Source organism: Salsipaludibacter albus (genome assembly GCF_019798055.1).
Taxonomy (GTDB): domain Bacteria; phylum Actinomycetota; class Nitriliruptoria; order Nitriliruptorales; family Nitriliruptoraceae; genus Salsipaludibacter; species Salsipaludibacter albus.
In genome coordinates this window covers 41,965-57,676 of record NZ_JAHOPH010000019.1, presented here as the reverse complement: position 1 = coordinate 57,676, position 15,712 = coordinate 41,965, and the positions used below count along the sequence as shown (strand labels likewise).

Annotated in this window: 13 protein-coding genes; 4 read left to right on the top strand and 9 right to left on the bottom strand. The window is 69.4% G+C overall.

Annotated features, from left to right (window positions below):
- On the top strand, positions 1 to 2,758 hold a 2,758-nt coding region (locus KR546_RS12450; protein WP_238445035.1), incomplete at its 5' end, for an SGNH/GDSL hydrolase family protein.
- Positions 2,759 to 3,302: 544 nt separating this feature from the next.
- On the opposite strand, the gene KR546_RS12445 is transcribed toward KR546_RS12450, so the two are convergent.
- The 3 genes from KR546_RS12445 to KR546_RS12435 form a co-directional block, all read right to left on the bottom strand.
- Positions 3,303 to 4,634, bottom strand: a complete 1,332-nt coding sequence (locus KR546_RS12445) for a relaxase/mobilization nuclease domain-containing protein (protein ID WP_238445034.1) — start codon at positions 4,632 to 4,634, stop codon at positions 3,303 to 3,305.
- Positions 4,631 to 4,969, bottom strand: coding sequence for a plasmid mobilization protein (locus tag KR546_RS12440; protein WP_238445033.1), 339 nt, complete (start codon positions 4,967 to 4,969; stop codon positions 4,631 to 4,633). Before KR546_RS12440 ends, KR546_RS12445 begins: the two co-directional genes overlap by 4 nt.
- Positions 4,970 to 5,294: 325 nt before the next feature.
- Entirely contained in the window at positions 5,295 to 5,810 is a 516-nt protein-coding gene (locus tag KR546_RS12435; RefSeq protein WP_238445032.1) for a hypothetical protein, read from the bottom strand.
- Between the two features lie 130 nt (positions 5,811 to 5,940).
- On the opposite strand from KR546_RS12435, the gene KR546_RS12430 reads away from it, so the two are divergent.
- Positions 5,941 to 6,144 (top strand): hypothetical protein, encoded by a 204-nt coding sequence (locus KR546_RS12430; RefSeq protein ID WP_238445031.1) that lies wholly within the window; start codon positions 5,941 to 5,943, stop codon positions 6,142 to 6,144.
- On the opposite strand, the gene KR546_RS12425 is transcribed toward KR546_RS12430, so the two are convergent.
- Genes KR546_RS12425 through KR546_RS12400 form a run of 6 tightly spaced genes read right to left on the bottom strand, consistent with a single transcriptional unit; the run spans position 6,102 to position 10,064 of the window.
- Positions 6,102 to 6,830: a hypothetical protein gene (locus KR546_RS12425; protein WP_238445030.1), complete on the bottom strand. Its 729-nt coding sequence runs from the start codon at positions 6,828 to 6,830 to the stop codon at positions 6,102 to 6,104. The genes KR546_RS12430 and KR546_RS12425 overlap by 43 nt on opposite strands.
- Entirely contained in the window at positions 6,830 to 7,771 is a 942-nt protein-coding gene (locus KR546_RS12420; protein WP_238445029.1) for an ArdC-like ssDNA-binding domain-containing protein, read from the bottom strand. The genes KR546_RS12425 and KR546_RS12420 overlap by 1 nt, the downstream gene beginning before the upstream one ends.
- Before the next feature lie 5 nt (positions 7,772 to 7,776).
- Entirely contained in the window at positions 7,777 to 8,043 is a 267-nt protein-coding gene (locus KR546_RS12415; RefSeq protein WP_238445028.1) for a hypothetical protein, read from the bottom strand.
- Positions 8,040 to 8,645 carry a JAB domain-containing protein gene (locus tag KR546_RS12410; protein ID WP_238445027.1) on the bottom strand — a complete coding sequence of 202 codons (606 nt, stop codon included), beginning with the start codon at positions 8,643 to 8,645 and terminating at the stop codon, positions 8,040 to 8,042. Before KR546_RS12410 ends, KR546_RS12415 begins: the two co-directional genes overlap by 4 nt.
- Positions 8,642 to 8,809 (bottom strand): hypothetical protein, encoded by a 168-nt coding sequence (locus tag KR546_RS12405; protein WP_238445026.1) that lies wholly within the window; start codon positions 8,807 to 8,809, stop codon positions 8,642 to 8,644. The genes KR546_RS12410 and KR546_RS12405 overlap by 4 nt, the downstream gene beginning before the upstream one ends.
- A gap of 1 nt (position 8,810) precedes the next feature.
- Entirely contained in the window at positions 8,811 to 10,064 is a 1,254-nt protein-coding gene (locus tag KR546_RS12400) for a winged helix-turn-helix domain-containing protein (RefSeq protein WP_238445025.1), read from the bottom strand.
- Positions 10,065 to 10,928: 864 nt separating this feature from the next.
- On the opposite strand from KR546_RS12400, the gene KR546_RS19320 reads away from it, so the two are divergent.
- Complete coding sequence (locus tag KR546_RS19320; protein WP_274388030.1) at positions 10,929 to 14,861, top strand: extracellular solute-binding protein; 3,933 nt, start codon at positions 10,929 to 10,931, stop codon at positions 14,859 to 14,861.
- Positions 14,862 to 15,044: 183 nt separating this feature from the next.
- A complete protein-coding gene (locus KR546_RS12385; protein WP_238445024.1) occupies positions 15,045 to 15,533 on the top strand; it encodes a hypothetical protein in 489 nt (162 codons plus the stop codon).
- Positions 15,534 to 15,712 lie beyond the last annotated feature (179 nt).

Genomic DNA, 15,712 nt, shown 5'->3' with positions numbered 1-15,712 from the left:
CACCTGCGACCTGACGGTGGAGTCGGGGGTGTCGTTGACGGTGGCGGCCGGAACGGTGGTCAAGTCCTTCGATGCCCGGTTGCGGGTGGAGGGGACCCTGCAGGTCAACGGCACGGCCGACCAGCCGGTGGTGTTCACGTCGTTGCGGGATGACACCGCGGGTGGGGACACCAATCGTGACGGCAATGCGACCACGCCTGCCCCGGGTGACTGGGACGGCATCTACGCCTACGACGCGTCCTCGCCGCTGCCTGTGTCGCTGGACATCGATCGCGCCGATGTCCGGTATGCCAGAGTAGGTTTCGACGTCGACAGCGGCGAGGAGACGGGGCTGGACCCGAACTTCTCGTCGGTGTCGATCACCGACTCGACGTTCACCCATGGGTCGTCCATCTATGGGGACGTGCTCGGGCCGGTCACAATCACGGGCAACACCGTCACGAACCTGGCTGGTGAGTACCAGCCGGAGCTGATTGCGATCGAGCAGCGGGGTGCGCTCGCGTCGGTGTCACCCACCACCGTGTCGGGCAACAACGTGTCGGGCGGGCGCGCCTCGGGCAGCTCGGGGTGGAGTTCCAACGACTACGACCACACGGCGTACGGCCACGGGATTCATGTGCACCATGCGCCTTCGCTGGTCCCAACGTTGCAGCCACGAGTGCAGGACAACGTGGTGGCCAACGTCAACCGTGAAGCGTTGCTGGTGACCTCGCCGCAGTTGAACCCAGCCAGTCTGACCGGCAACGTCGCCCAGGCCAACACCGTCCAGCTGCTCGTGCTGCAAGGGAACCTCGTCGGTGATCTCACGCTGCCATTCGATGGGCCCGATGTCTCTCTAGGTTTCTTCGACCTGACGGTGGAGTCGGGGGTGTCGTTGACGGTGGCGGCCGGAACGGTGGTCAAGTCCTTCGATGCCCGGTTGCGGGTGGAGGGGACCCTGCAGGTCAACGGCACGGCCGACCAGCCGGTGGTGTTCACGTCGTTGCGGGATGACACCGCGGGTGGGGACACCAATCGTGACGGCAATGCGACCACGCCTGCCCCGGGTGACTGGGACGGCATCTACGCCTACGACGGTGGAGTCATCGAAGCCGTCCACTTGGAGGTGCGCTACGCAACCACAGGATTCTCCGCGGCAAGCGACTCCGCCATAGCGGTGGAGTCCGGGTCCGTGGTGAACTCGGACCGAGCGGTCCATGCAGGAAACGACTCGTGGGTCCTGTACCAAGGGGCAGTTCGAGAAGTTGCCGTAGGTGCGGATTGCTCTGGCGAATGCTCCGTAGACATGCGCTACGTGGACTGGAGCGACGACACCGGTCCTGCCCCATATGGAACCGGGCCGGTAGTAGCCGAGGGTGTACGCGTTATCCCTTGGGTCGGCTTCCCCGAGGACCAGGTCTACGGCTTCGATCCCCAGACTCCCGGGGACGGCACCGTGACCACCATTCCAATTGGAGAAGCCAGCCAGGTCACACTATCTGCCTCGACGGAGTTCGACGGCTTCCCCTTGGCCACAATCGACTATGACGCGACCACCGTCGGGGCCGCGGATCCCTCGGAGCTCACGTGTGACCGTGTCGACGAAGCAAGGGTCGACTGCCTCATGCAGCCGGCCAATGGCGGAAGTGGCTTCGTTTTCACGGCAACCATGCGATGGCCGAGCGGAGAGCCCTTTATCCGCTCCTTCCGCTACGAGACCGGCACGTTCACATATGACACCTACATCGCCCTCGGGGACTCCTATAGCTCGGGTGAAGGGGCCGTGGTCGGGTACGACGATAGCGGCGACTACATTGCTGGCACAAATGGGACAAGAAATCGGTGTCATCGTTCACAAAAGTCATACCCACAACTCTTGGCAGAGTCACTGAGTGTGGGGGCGTTCAAATTTGCAGCGTGTAGCGGGGCGGAGATCCCAAATCTGCGAAACGTCGGCTTCTCGAATTCGCCAGACTGCTACGCTGCATTGGGACCCAAATATGAGGAGCGCTGGAGTTCGCTAAGCAGCGAAGAGGCTCTGGAGCCCGAAGTTGACGGACTGGGCGGCCACTGTCGTCAATGGCCGGATGATCCTCTGCTTGACCGAGGAGAGGGGTCACCCGTCAATCAACTATCGCAGTTTGACCTCGTTGATGAGAACACGGACCTTATCACGATGACCATCGGCGGCAACGACTCAGGGTTTGCGGACACGGCGACGTACTGTTTCATCAATAGTTGGGTGGACCTACTTCAACAAGCCTTGGAGAGGGATGCGCTCGGCGCAGTATTCTCCTATCTCGTCAACCAGTGTCCGGAGGGGGAGTTCGACGCCGCTGTGTCGGCCATGCGCGCCCAGTTGTCGGCTGCGATAGTCGATCTCAGGGCGCGTGCGCCCGACGCAACCATTCTGGTCATGGGCTATCCGCGACTGTTCCCTGCAAACCCGTTGAATCACGATTTCTGCGCAGGCCTTAGCCTCGGATCGCGGATGTGGATCAATGACAAGACGCATGAAGTCAACATGGCGATCGCAGATGCCGTCCTAGGTGCTGGGTCTGGAGTGCTCTTCAGCAGCTTCTGGGATGATCTGGAAGGGTACGAAGCGTGCAGGCTCGGTGTCTCTTCCTCTGACGAGGCCCTTCATCTTTTGGTGGCCCCCTTCGACCCAGTGTGGCGCAGCCATACTCTGCATCCCAAGATTGTCGGACACGAACTTATGCACTCTCGGCTTCAGGCGATGCTCGCGCCCCGCGGGACCGGCGCCTCTCCAGCATGACAGTCCGCCTGTCGCGCAAACGTGATTTGGATTGGGGTGTGCCATTTGGCGATCTTCCAGAAGTGACGACAACCCAGTTCGGGAGAACTACCTGCACTTGGCACTCTCGGTGGGGCCGTCGATCCTAAGGAGGGAAGGCCTGGTCTGTGTGACTAGCTTGTTCTCATCGCTCGTTGGGATTGGAGGTCAGGACCGTTGTCGGTCACGACCTTTGACCGGATGCACCGTCCCGTCGGGCCCGGTGACATCGTCGAGCAAGCTGTGGCCCAGCAGCACGTCGACTTCGTCTAGGGCCCGCTGCACCGCCGCGACCGCCTCGGCGGAGTCGGGGCGATATGCCACCGGAACTCGAACTTGGCGCAGGAGTACGCGCAACGGCGATGCGCCGGCTCCCACATAGTGGTGATCTCGAACTCGGTGACGTCCAGCTGCCAGACCTGGTTGCGAGCCGTGGGCGGATCCACGAACGCGGCCCGGCGAGGTGGCGCAGGTCGGTGCGGTAGTCGACCGACTGCATTCCCAACGGCCTCTCTCTCATGGAACCTCATCGGGCGCGATGAGCATTGTGCGGCGGGGTTCCGGGAAGAGGACTATATGAGGCCGTCAGGTGCCCGCCCGTGGGCCGCCGTCGGGGCCGTGTGTGAGGCGTCGACTGCGGGGCCGGATGGCCGAGTGTGGTGAGGAGATGTGCGGCCGTGGTGGCGGTGCTGCCGTGCTGGTGACTGAGGACGATCAGTAGAGCGGCCAACCGGAGGGCGGCGGCCGCGGCGTCGCCTCCGTCGCCCGATCGTCCGGTGCGAACGATCGCTCGTCGGGCGGCCCATAGGCTGCGTGCGGCCGGACCGATCGATGCAGGAGGCCTGCGATGGCGGTCAAGTTCTGCGGCCGCGTGGTGCCATGGGCCCGTGCGTCGACGTTCTTGTGCCCAGGCGGAGGCGTCGAGGAGGTCGGCCAGGGTGTAGGCGATGTCGCCGGCGTGGCTTGGGTCCGCTGTCAGCTCGGCGATGGCCTGGTCGGCTGCGGCGGTGGTGGCCTGCCATGGGTTGCCGTCGGCAGGCTCGATGTCCCAGCGTTGTTGCAGTCGTGGCCAGGACAGGTCCTTGGCGAGTTTGGATCCGCCGTAGAGGATCTGGTGGCCGTCGGCGGTTCGGTCGCCGGGCCAGCCCACGGAGTAGCCGGTGATCTCGTCGTCGTTGACGGTGGAGTAGCGCAGCTTCACGACGATCCCGGCGTTGTCGAGGTGTTCGACGAACCCGTCCGCCGAGGCCGAGGCTGCCGCGGCCATGCGGACCTCCTGACGCAGCGAGACGCGCGGTTCGACGGGGCGGTTGTTGCGGGCTGCCTTTTCAGTCTCACCACGTGTGGGCCGTGACGGGGCGGTCCCGTCTGTCGGACCGGTCGGACGCAGCCCGTAGCGGTCTTCGGCAGCGTGGCGGGCCTTGGCGACGGCCCAGAAGTCGCCCCGGGCCGCCTCGACGGTGCCGTCTTCGTGGACGAGAACCGCGGCGATGTGGATGTGGTCGTCGGCGTGTCGGATGGCGACCCAGGGGCAGGCAGCTGTGCCATCGCCGGCGTCGAGCCCGACCCGTGCGGCGACGTCTGTCGCGATCTGGGCCCATTCGTCGTCGGTGAGCTGGCGGTCTTCGGGTGCGGCGCGCATGGCGCAGTGCCACACATGCTTGTCGGGCGGGTGCGTCGCGAGCGCCAGTGGCAGCCGCATCATCGCCTGGAGCTCCGCCAGGTCGTCGCCGACGTCGGGTCCGAGCCAGGACGCGACCACGTGCGGGTTGTCATGTTCCTCGGCACGTCCCGGGCCGAACAGGTAGGCCAGCAGGCCGCCGAGGCGGGATCCGCGTCGTGCGACCTTGCCGATCATGGCCGTGCTCCGACCCGACCGGCCGCATCTTCCGCGAGCGTCTTGAGGGTGGCGGTGGCGTGGGCCGCATCGACGGCTGCCTCGAGCAGTCCGTCGGGTGGTAGGCCGGTCTCGTTGAGCTTGTGGACAGCCTGGTTGAGGTTGGTCCCGATCCGGATCGCCTGGGTGCGTGCCTGGGCCAGCTCGGTCGCCAACTGCCGGTCTACCCCGGACGGGGCGGCCAGCCGCGAGTCCAGCAGCGCCAGGCAGGCTTGGGCGCACCATGCCGCCAGCGATAGCCCCGACGCGGCGGCAGCCCGGGCGATGGCGGCGTGTTCGTCGTCGGTGAACGACACGGTCAGCCGCCGCCGGAACGGCCCGTGCCGGCGTGGACGACGCGCAGCCGCCGGTTTCACGATCGCCTCTCGGGGTTGGGGTGTTGGGGTGCGCCCGCGCTCGGGCGCACCCGGGTCTTGGTGGTGCCACCCCGCGGGTGGCACCACCCTGCACAGGCGTCGCTGTCGCCCCCGTGGGGCGACAGTGATGCACTGTGCATATCTTGCTGCGCGGCCGTTTCGGAATGTTCGTGCCGGCTGGTGCCTGCGGGCTGGCCGGCCGCGCGGCACCGACGGTTCTGCATGAGGCGTTGCCCTGGCTGGCTGACGGGGATGGTCGAGGTCGTCATGGCCGAAGTCCCCCTCGTCGGGTCGTCTCGGGCGGGCTGGGTTGGGGGCTTGTGGTCCTGGTGAGGAGGTCGTGGATGCTCGGCGCCGGCGGTGGACGGTGGATGGCGACGCGGATGCCGCTGTTGCAGGCGTGTCCGACGGCGCCCGCGACCAGGCCGGCGTTGGTCGCGTCCAGACGCGGGAGCAGGTCGCCGAGGTTGATGTCGTGGCGGCCGGCCAGTGAGGTGGCCACGGCCAGGATTGCCCGTTCGGAGCTGGATGCGGCCGGGCCCTGGGCGCCGTGGTCGGCGAGTCGGTCGGCGACGGCGTCCCAGTCGACGGACGCCATGGCAGGCTGGTCGTGGGTAGCCGGCCAGGTGTCGACGTGCCCGTTGGCCAGCAGGCGTGGCGGCCAGCCACCGTGGCGGATGATCAGCTCGACGGCGGCTTCGGTGGGGACGTGGCCCGTGGCGCCGGCACGGAGCATGGCGGCGAGTTCGTCGGTGGACGGGTCAGAGACGGGGATGGTCATGACGGTTCCTTCCGGCAGTTCGTGGTCGGTTCAGGTGGGCGGTGATGCCGCAGGTCGTCCACATCTGCGTGGACGAGCATGCGCGACGACGGTCTGGGCGGGCATGCTGGGCTCGGCGGAGGAGCGTGTTGTGGGTGAGTTCGACAGTGACGAGCGGCGACGTCGCGAACGAGAGGTGGTCGACTTCCTCGAGCTGCTGCGCCAGGAGGGCGTGACGCTGTCGTCGCAGGTCGCCGCCGAGGGGGACGCGTCGGCGTTGGACCTGGCGGCGGTGGACGAGGCGCTCGAGCTTCATCGGTGGGCCGTGTGGCCGGCGCTACCGCCGGGGGAGTAGGGGCGGGTCTGGGAGGTCTGCAGGCGGGTCACGCCGAGTGCGGGCGGGCGTGGCATGGATCGGATCCGCAACCGCGGTGACATCACGGTGTCGATGACGGGCTGCTGGCCGGTGACGTTGACGCCGACGGAGAGCGGGTGGGTGCGGTCGCCAATGCGCACGGCCGCGGCGATGTCGATGCGGGGGTGGCCGGCCTGGATGTGGCTGGCGGTGATCGCGACGCGGCCGCGTCCGAGCGGTCGGGCGAGCCGGGCGAACTTGTCGGCCAGGCTTGGATGCAGGAGCGGGCCGACCGACCGGGGCGGGCGGATCCCGGCCAGGACCTCGGCGACCGGGACGGCATACAGGTCGATGATCTGTTCGTGGAGCTGCCGAGTCATCGACAGGCCCGGCGTGGTGACGGCGTCGGGGTGGGCGAGTGCGGGTTCGATGCGGGTGGCCCGGTAGGGCAGGTTCGGGTCGCGGACCGGGGAGGTCCAGATGTCGGCGCTGACCGGTTGGCCGTTCGCGGACGCGAGCCGGTCGGCGACTACGACGGCGTTGCGGCCGCGCAGCTCGACGGTGAGGATCTCGGGAAGGGTCGGGTGGTCTTCGACGATCAGGCATGCCCGGACCGCGTCGTCGGGCCCGGTGCGGTCGAGGGTGGGTCTGCCGGCGAGTTCGCCTGCGATGGTCTCCAGCCCCATCACCGCACCGCCCTGGCAGCGGGTGCTGCCGGTGGGAGTGCCCGGGCGATCGGCGCTGACGGGGCCGCCGTCGTCGGGGCCGTTGCGGCCTGGTGGGGTGGGCAGATGGTGTCGACGATCCGTCCGACCCGGTCGGCCAGGCCCGCGAGTCGGTCGGTGTCGTTGCCGACCCAGGACGCGATGTAGTGGCCGGAGGTGGCGGTGAGGTCGAACCCGTACAGCGCCGCGATGGTGTGGGCTGTGGCTTCGGCGACGGCTTCGCAGTCGGCCTGGTGGTGGCGGTAGTACCGCGGGTCGCGGGCGTCGAGCGCGTTCCGGAGCTGCGGGTCGTGACGGTGCGCGAGTTCGTGGGCGAGCGTGGCGACCTGGTCGCCGTGGGAGTCGCCGGCGTTGAGCGTGATCGTGTCGGTGGCGGGGCGCCAGTAGCCGGACAGGCCGGGCGGCATCCCGTCGCGATACTCCACCGCGACCCCTTCGGTGCGGCAGTGGTCGAACAGGTGCGCCGCAAGGTCGTCGGGTGCCCGGTTCGGGGCGGTCGGGCCGTCGTCGAGCGGGTCGCCTTCGGTCTGGGAGATGTCGAAGACGTAGCCCGTCCCGAACGCGATCTTCTCGTGGGCCCCGCCGGGTGGGAAGACGCCGTCACGGGGCGGCTTGATGCGCTTGCCGGCGTGGTTGACCCAGTACGGGCGGGGGACGTTGACGACGATGCCGCGTTCGCCCTTGATGACGGTGCGGCCGAGGGAGTTCCACGTCTTGACGGAAGCCACCCGGGTGGCGTCGGGTCGTTGGGTGGCGATGAGTTGGCGGTTGCCGGGGGAGTAGGTCCGGAACCTGGCCATGCGGGTGCACCAGGCGGCGAAGTCGCCGGACTCGACGATGCGCTTCAGCTCGGCGGTCAGCGTGTCGAGGGCGGTCTGGTGGCGTTGCTTGCGGGTCGCCATGGCGGTCACCTCCTGGGGTTGCGGCGGGTCGGTGTGGTGATGGATGCGAGGACGTCGCCGGCGATGCCGGCGGTGTCTTCGCACAGGCCGGCGAGGAGTTCGAGGTGTTCGGCCAGGTCGACCAGGGCGGACCCGCCGGCCACACCGTTGCGGAGGCGACGTTCGGCTTCGCAGGCGGCCTCGGCGGCGAGGTGGCGGACCTCGAGACACCACGCCGCGGTCTCGCCGGCGATATGGCCGGTGAGCCGGTCGACCCGTTGCGGCCCGGTCATCGCGACACCCCCCGCCGGCGGGCTGGTTCGCCGGCGAACGGCGACGGCCCGGCCGGCTGGGCGGGTGGGGTCGGGGCGTGCGACACGGTTTCGGGCAGTGATCCGAGGGCCTGGTCGTAGCGCTGCCGATACAGAGCCGCCTCGAAGCTCTTTGCCGGCGACAGCAGCCCTTGGCGGGCCAGTGAGGTGAAGCCGTGGTCGCCGATGACGACGTGGTCCAGCAGTGGGACGTCCATGAGCTCACCGGCCGACACCAGCCGGCGGGTCACCGCGATGTCGTCCGCCGACGGGGTCGGGTCCCCCGACGGGTGGTTGTGGGCCACCACTGCGGCTGAGGCGCCCATGGCGATCGCGTCGCGGTAGATCTCCCGGGGCGACATGAACGTGTGGCTCACCGACCCGATCGACACCGTCACCACCCCGAGCGGGCGGTGGCGGGTGTCGACCCCGACCAGCAGACAGTGCTCCCGGTCACGGCCGGTCAGCCGATCCGACAACAGGGCAGCGACCGCGTTGGGCGACGTCAACGCGTCCACGTCAGGTCCGGCGGGGGTGAACCGCTGGGCGAACTGGGACAGATCCGGCGGCATCTGGTCGGTCATGGCGTCACCGCCTGACCGGACGGGTCCACCAGGGCCCGCAGCTGGCCGATCGTGGTGTCGTCGTCCACACCGAGCCACCGCTGCCACACCGCCAGGGCGGCGAGGAAGTCGTCGCGGGGTGGTGGGGCCGGGGGGTGGCCGTCGTAGGGCGGCAGGTCTTCCATGTCAGCTCCTTGCAGACACACCGGCATCGGCCGGTTGGGGGGAACGGCCCGCCGCGACGGCAAGCCGGACATCAAGCGCCGCCGGACTCGCGTCCGGCGACTGATGGGGACACGGCGGCAGCTCGCCAGGCAGCTCGAGGTCGGCCAGACGCGGCCGGGCTGCATCGATCGCGTCGGGCAGCGACAGGTCAGGCCGGGCGAGATGAGCCGCCGCGAGGCGGCCGGCGATCCGGGCGCGCAGCAGCCTGGGGCCAGCCAGGGCAAACCCGGCCAGCGGACCGCGGGTCTCGGCCGCGACGAAGCAGGCAAGCGTCTCGTCGTCGAGCAGCTCGGCGGCAGCAGCAGCCCACACGTCGCCGCGCCGGGCCTGGACGTCCGGGGCCGGGTCGTCGTCGCCCGGCTCGTCGACCGGCGGGGGAGTGGGCCGACGGGGAGGGGAGGGCTGCGGCTCGAGACTGTCGGTGGCCGGGATTTCCCAGCCGCGAGTCAGTGCGGCGACGACCCATCCGGCGGGGCTGCGGACCCCGTCGCCGTGGGCAGCCGCCACGGCGTCAGCGACCCGTGCGGCGCCGTGGTCGTCGACTAACTGGCGGGCGCGGTCGGCAGGGATGCCCAGGGCGACCAGGTCGTCACGCAGCCGGGCGGTGTCGCCCGCGTCTTCGTCGACGTCGGATTCGGCCTGTTGTTGTTTCTCTTCAGGAACAACAACTTCTTTGTTGTTGTGTCCCAATCCACGGTGTCCCACAGATTGGGACACGGTCGCGGCCACCGTGTCCCAAGAATTGGTACACGGTCCGAAACCGTCGTCTGAGGCCGTTTCAGTCCGATCCGTCGATCCGGAGTTTTCCACAGGGCTGTGGACAACATCGGTGGTGGGGGTGTGGGTGAACCGCTCGAGACAGGCCGACGGGTCCAGGACGTACCGCGACGTGGAGTAGTAGCCAGAGTCGTCGGCACGGTGCTCCTCGTGCAGCACGAACCCGTTGTCGCGCAGCCTGGCGAGATGCTTCGCCACGGTGTTCTTCGACAACCCCACGTTGTCGGCGATACGGCGGACGTGGGTGTCGGCCACCAGCCGACCCTCGACATCCAGCCGGGCATCCAGCGCGATGTCTTCCAGGATGGCCCAGGCCATCACCCCAACCGCACGCTTGACCCCCCGCGACGACGCAAACACCTTCGCGAACGGCTCAGCCCGCCCAACGATCTGACCGTCCGACAACACCCGGCCAAACTCCTGGCCGAACGCCACCACGTCCCGCGCCTGGAGCCTCTGGTTCGCTGCGTCCGGGGGGCTCACGATGAGCCCCCGAGTCGCTCTCGCGTGGGCTGTCGTGTCAGCCGTGCTTGGACCCCACTAGTGATACACGACTGATACACGGTGACGTGAGGCGTGCGTCTGAGGGCGCCACCGCGCGGCACGGCCGATCCATGTATCCCCTGCTCAAGGGCACTTTGGGCTACTGGCGATAACGGGGCGGCACGGGCCACACCGCCCTCGAAAGCGGGTAGGCCCTTACGGGTCTCGAGGGTTCAAATCCCTCTCCCTCCGCCCACGACCGGGGCGTCCATTGGGCGCCCCGGTCTGTCGTTGCCTCTTGCCTCCGGCCCTGTGTGGGACTCGCGCACACCACGCCTGGACTCGGCCCCAATCCGGACGTCGATTCTTCGGAGTGCGGCCTTCGAGTTTGGGAGAGCACGGGACATCGACACCATGGGGTGACCCCCGAAACCCCCGGGGATCGTTCGGTATCGACACCTCCTTGGACGGCTTGGAACGACACGGGCCACCGGTTGACGTGAACGGGCCGGTGTGCCGATGCGGCCTCAGCACGTCGTCCGTGCCCGCCTTGGGCGCCGTGGTTGTTGATGATGGGTCGTTCCGCTCGGCCGTGTGGCCCCCTGAGGACCAACGCACGGGCGGTACCGGGTTCCGAGTGCCGCGCGGGGGACGAAGGCGTGGCACTCCAGGCGGTCTGGTCGCCTGCAACCGGACTGCTTCCGAGGGTGTCTAGGGTGAGACGATGCCGTTGGGGCAGCAATGGCGTCCGTGTGACGTTCTGCAGGGGGTCGGGGCGCCCCGGGGCGGTGGTCGTCCCACGGGTTGCAGGGAGTCGCGATGGACGTGCAGATGTTGGGGACGTTGCGGGTCCTGGAGGGTGGCGTCGAGCTGAGCCTGGGTGGTCCTCGTCAGCAGCTGGTGCTGGCGGTGTTGGTCCAACGGGCAGGCACGACGGTTGCGACGTCGACCGTTGTCGACGGCGTGTGGGGGCAACGGCCGCCGTCGACGGCACGCAAGACGGCCCAGGTGTACGTATCGCGGCTGCGTGGACAGCTGGGGGCGGACCGAATCGTGAGCGAGCAGGGGGGATACGTCCTGGTGTTGGCCGACGAGGAGGTCGATGCACACCGGTTCGAGAAGCTGGCAGAGCGAGGACGGGACCGGATGGCATCCGATCCGAAGGGCGCCCGGACGCTGTTGGAAGAGGCGCTGGGGCTGTGGCGGGGGATGCCGTGGGGTGAGCTGGGCGACGAGCCGGTGCTGCAGACGGACGTCGTGCGGCTGTCGGAGCAGCGACTCGTGGCGCTCGAGGACCGCATCGAGGCCGATCTCGAGCTGGGGCGGGCTCGCGCGATCGTGGGGGAGTTGGAAGGGTTGGTAGCGGGCCGGCCGCTGCGTGAGGGGCTGCGGGGTCACCTGATGGTGGCGCTGCACCAGTCTGGCCAGTCCGCACGGGCCCTGGAGGTCTACGAGGAGGGGCGACGGGTCCTGGGTGACGAGCTCGGGGCCGATCCCTCGCCGCTACTGCAGGGCCTGCATGCCCAGATCCTGCGCCAGGACCCCGGGCTGGCAGCGCCCGGAGGGTCCCGGTCCGTGCCGTCGGTAGGAGCGGTCGCCAACCCCTACCGGGGTCTGGAGCCATTCCGCCGTGAGGATGCGGCGTTGCTGCACGGCCGCGACGGGCTGGTCGAAGAGATCCTGGTTCGACTGGAAGAACAACGCCTGGTCGCGGTCGTGGGTCCCAGCGGCAGTGGCAAGTCCAGCGTGGTCCGAGCTGGGGTGCTGCCGGCGCTCGACAACGCGTCGTCGGACTGGGAGGTGGCGACGTTGGTGCCCGGCAGCGATCCGTTCGCTGCCCTGGCCCGCGCGCTCGCCCGGGTCTCGCCTGCCGGGGCCGACGACCTCCTGCGGGCCATGAACGGTGACGTGCTGGACGTGCTGCGGGTCGTGCTGGCCACGCGCCACCACAGGCGGTTGTTGCTCGTCGTGGACCAGTTCGAGGAGCTGTTCCTGGTCACCGACGAGGCCATTCGCGAGCGGTTCGTGCGGGGGCTGGTCGAGGCCGTGGACGACCCGGCCAGCGACGTCTCCGTCCTGGTGACCCTGCGGGCGGACTTCCTGCACCGGCCGCTGGCTGACCCGGCCCTGGGTGGACGCATCCGGGCTGGGCTGGTCACGGTGGCCCCGCTGTCGGCTGCCGGGGTCGAGCAGGCCTGCACGGCCCCAGCGGCAACGGTCGGCGTGAACGTCGAGCCCGAACTGGTCGCCGAGTTGGTCGCGGCGGTCACCCACCAGCCCGGCGGGCTGCCGCTGTTCCAGTACGCGCTGACCCAGGTGTTCGACGAACGCGCCGGTTCCCTGCTCACCAAGTCCGCGCTGGATGGCCTGGGCGGCATGCAGGGCATCCTGGCCCGCCGTGCCGAGGACGTCCACGACGGCCTCGACGAGCCGCAACGCGCCCTGGCACGACAACTGTTCCTGCGGCTGGTCGTCCTGGGCGAGGGAGCCGAGGACACGCGACGGCGGGTTCCCCGCCGCGAGCTGGGGCGACTCCCGGCCGGCCGGCAGGCGGTCGACCTCGTGCTCGAACGGTTCGGCCGGGCCCGGCTGGTGACCCTGGACCGCGACGACGCGACCGGGGAACCGACCGTCGAGGTCGCCCACGAGGCGCTCCTGGAGGCGTGGCCGCGCCTGCGCCGGTGGATCGACGACGCCCGCGACGACCTGCGACTGCACCGGGCACTGTCGACGGCCAGCGCCAGCTGGGAGGCCGCCGACCGCCACCCCGACTTCCTGCTCACCGGCGCCCGCCTCATCCAGTTCGACGACTGGCAACCGGAGTCGCGGGTCGACACGACCGTCGACGAGGATGCGTTCCTCGCGACCAGCCGCGCTCATCGTGACGACCTCGCCCGCCAGGAGGCGGACCGTCGCGACCATGAGCACGCCCTCGAACGCCGCAGCGTCCGCCGCCTCCGCGCACTGGTCAGCGTGCTGGTCGTCGCGCTGGTCATCGGGGCCGGGCTCACGACGGTCGCGCTGGCCCAGCGTCGCGACGCCCGCCAGGCCCAGGGCGCGGCTCTGCAGGCTGAAGGCGCGGCCAACATCGCGGCCGAGCTGGCGCACGCTCGAGAGTTGGCGGCCACGGCGGTGGCCAACCGGCAACGGGACCCGGACCTGGCGCTCAACCTCGCCCAGCACGCCGTGAACATCGTGGCCCTGGCGGGCGAGACCGTCCCGACTGACGTGATCGCCGCCCTGCACTGGGCGCTGCAGTCCGCCGACGCCCCCTACCCCGACCCGCACGCTCCCGTGGCGGTGCTCGAGGGACCCGACGGTCCTCGTGGCGTGTTCGACGTGGGGCCGGCTGCCACGGTGGCGATGGCCGAGGCGGCGACAGCTCGCGACCTCCGCCCCGACGAGTGCGTGGAGTACTTCGACGACCCGAGCTGTCCCGACCTGGACACCGCCGAGATGGCGGCGGTGGACTGGGCGCCGCTGGAGACTCCGGGCGACCCGACCCGGCCGCTGGCCGGCACGACCGTGCGGGTGCTCTCGAACAGCGACGACGAACTGTTCGCCGAGCATGGCATCCATGCCGTCCTGGCCGCGACCGGGATCCAGGTCGAGTACGACTTCGAGTTCTCGTTCTTCGACGTGGCCCTCGAGACAGGCGCCATCATCGAGCCCGACATCGACCTGGGCGCCGTCCCCCAGCCTGGCGCGGCCGTCGAACTCGGAAGGAACGGCCTGCTCATGGACCTGTCCCAGTGGTTCGACGTGTCCCAGCTCCACCGGGACCTCTCCGAACACCTCGTCGCCGTGGCGAGCGACGGGGCCGACAACGCACGGGCCACCGACGATCACGTGTGGGGCGTGCCCCACGAGCTCGCCAGCAAGAGCCTCGTGTGGTACCCGGTCCCGGAATTCACTGAAGCCGGCTACGAGGTTCCCACGACCTGGTCCGAGCTCGAGGCGCTGGTCGAGCAGATCCAGGCCGATGGGCGCACGCCCTGGTGCCATGGTGAAGAGGACGACGAATTCAGCGGCTGGCCGGGGACGGACTGGATCGAGGAAATCCTCCTGCAGACCGAGGGCCCCGAAACCTACGACGCCTGGGTCGCCGGTGAACTTGCCTTCTCGGACCCCCCCGTCCGGCGGGCGTTCGAGCGCTTCAACCGGCTGGTGCTCGCCCCGGGACGTGTCTGGGGCGGCCGCGACAATGCCGCGGAACGGTCGCACGTCGACGCAAGCAAGGCGCTCCTGGACGATCCGCCACCCTGCTGGCTGGTGCACAAGGGCACCTTCACCTACGACATCGAGGACTGGGGATCCGACGTTGCGTCGTTCGCGGTCCCGCCCCTGGGGGAGGAAGCAACCAGACGCGTCCTGACCGGCGGGGACTACTTCGTGGCGCTGTCCGATCGGCCCGAAGTCCGCGCAGTCCTGGAATTCGTCATGGGCCCTGAGTGGTCGAACGCGCGCCTCGCCGACGGCAGGTTCCACCTGTCGCCGCATCGCGACGTCGACACCTCGCTGTACGCCGACGAAGCCCGCCCCGTCGCGGAGGCCCTGCGGGCCGCCGTGGCCGACGGCAACGGGGTGCGCTTCGACGGCTCGGACCTCATGCCGGCAGCGGTCAACGACGCCTTCTGGGACGGGATGGTCACCTTCGTCGGCGACGGGCCCGACAACCTCGACGAGGTGCTCGCAGGCATCGACGCCGCATGGGCGGGACTCGATGACCGCGGCCAGGACCGTCGTGGCTGACCGCCGGAACCGCGGCGACCGCGGTGACACCGACACGGCTCCCCGTCCCATCTGCTGCCCGCCTGCAGCCTGGCAGCGACGCCCTGCTGCCCTCCTGCAGCCGCGCGCTCCCGCATCGCTCCGATCTTGCTGCCCCCGGTGTGCACGGTGGTCTCGCACTCGACACCACGACAAGGCGAAACCATGCAAACCACCACGACACGACCCACCACACCCACCGGCGTCGCGACGCCGGACCCCGGACGCCGCGCCCGCGACGTCACGACCGTCGGAGCACCAGACCCCTCGCGAGACCGCTGGTTCCTTCGCACGACGGCGATCGCCGCCGTGCTGACCATCGCCGTCGCCACGCTGTGGGTGGCGGTGCGTCCAGACACGAACGACCCGTCCACCGGAGCTGCCGAGACGGCCCAGGTCACCCAGGACGAGGCGCTGCGACGCCTGGTCGCCCGGGGCTACCTCCCGCAGCAAGCGCTCGAGCCCAGCGTCGGGACCACGACCCTCGGCGCCACCGGCGCCGGAGCACGTGCACCCCTGTACACGCCCGAAGAGGAGTGGGTCATCCACCTGGTGCGTACCGGGCAGTTGCCCGCCGAGTTGCTCGACAGCGAGGTGTTCGTCACCAAGCAGCTCATCAATCGCGGCCTGGTCCCGGCCGGATCCGCGCGCTGAAGATCCCCGCATCCAATGGGCCGACCGGCGCTGCAGCGGCCAATGCAACGCCCATGCTCCAGGGGTTGCCCGCCCGTCAGCCAGGGGGCACATCCCACTCCTTCCGACGTCCTTCCCCCAGCTCAGCCCGACGGGCTGCTCGAAGGCGTCTTCCGCCCGGAAGGCGCCTTCGTGGATTC

Coding starts and splice junctions, on each gene's coding strand:
- KR546_RS12445 (WP_238445034.1), bottom strand. CDS start 4,634: ATGATCGGCAAGGTCGCACGACGCGGATCCCGCCTCGGCGGCCTGCTG.
- KR546_RS12435 (WP_238445032.1), bottom strand. CDS start 5,810: ATGACCATCCCCGTCTCTGACCCGTCCACCGACGAACTCGCCGCCATG.
- KR546_RS12425 (WP_238445030.1), bottom strand. CDS start 6,830: ATGGGGCTGGAGACCATCGCAGGCGAACTCGCCGGCAGACCCACCCTC.
- KR546_RS12420 (WP_238445029.1), bottom strand. CDS start 7,771: ATGGCGACCCGCAAGCAACGCCACCAGACCGCCCTCGACACGCTGACC.
- KR546_RS12415 (WP_238445028.1), bottom strand. CDS start 8,043: ATGACCGGGCCGCAACGGGTCGACCGGCTCACCGGCCATATCGCCGGC.
- KR546_RS12410 (WP_238445027.1), bottom strand. CDS start 8,645: ATGACCGACCAGATGCCGCCGGATCTGTCCCAGTTCGCCCAGCGGTTC.
- KR546_RS12405 (WP_238445026.1), bottom strand. CDS start 8,809: ATGGAAGACCTGCCGCCCTACGACGGCCACCCCCCGGCCCCACCACCC.
- KR546_RS19320 (WP_274388030.1), top strand. CDS start 10,929: ATGGACGTGCAGATGTTGGGGACGTTGCGGGTCCTGGAGGGTGGCGTC.
- KR546_RS12385 (WP_238445024.1), top strand. CDS start 15,045: ATGCAAACCACCACGACACGACCCACCACACCCACCGGCGTCGCGACG.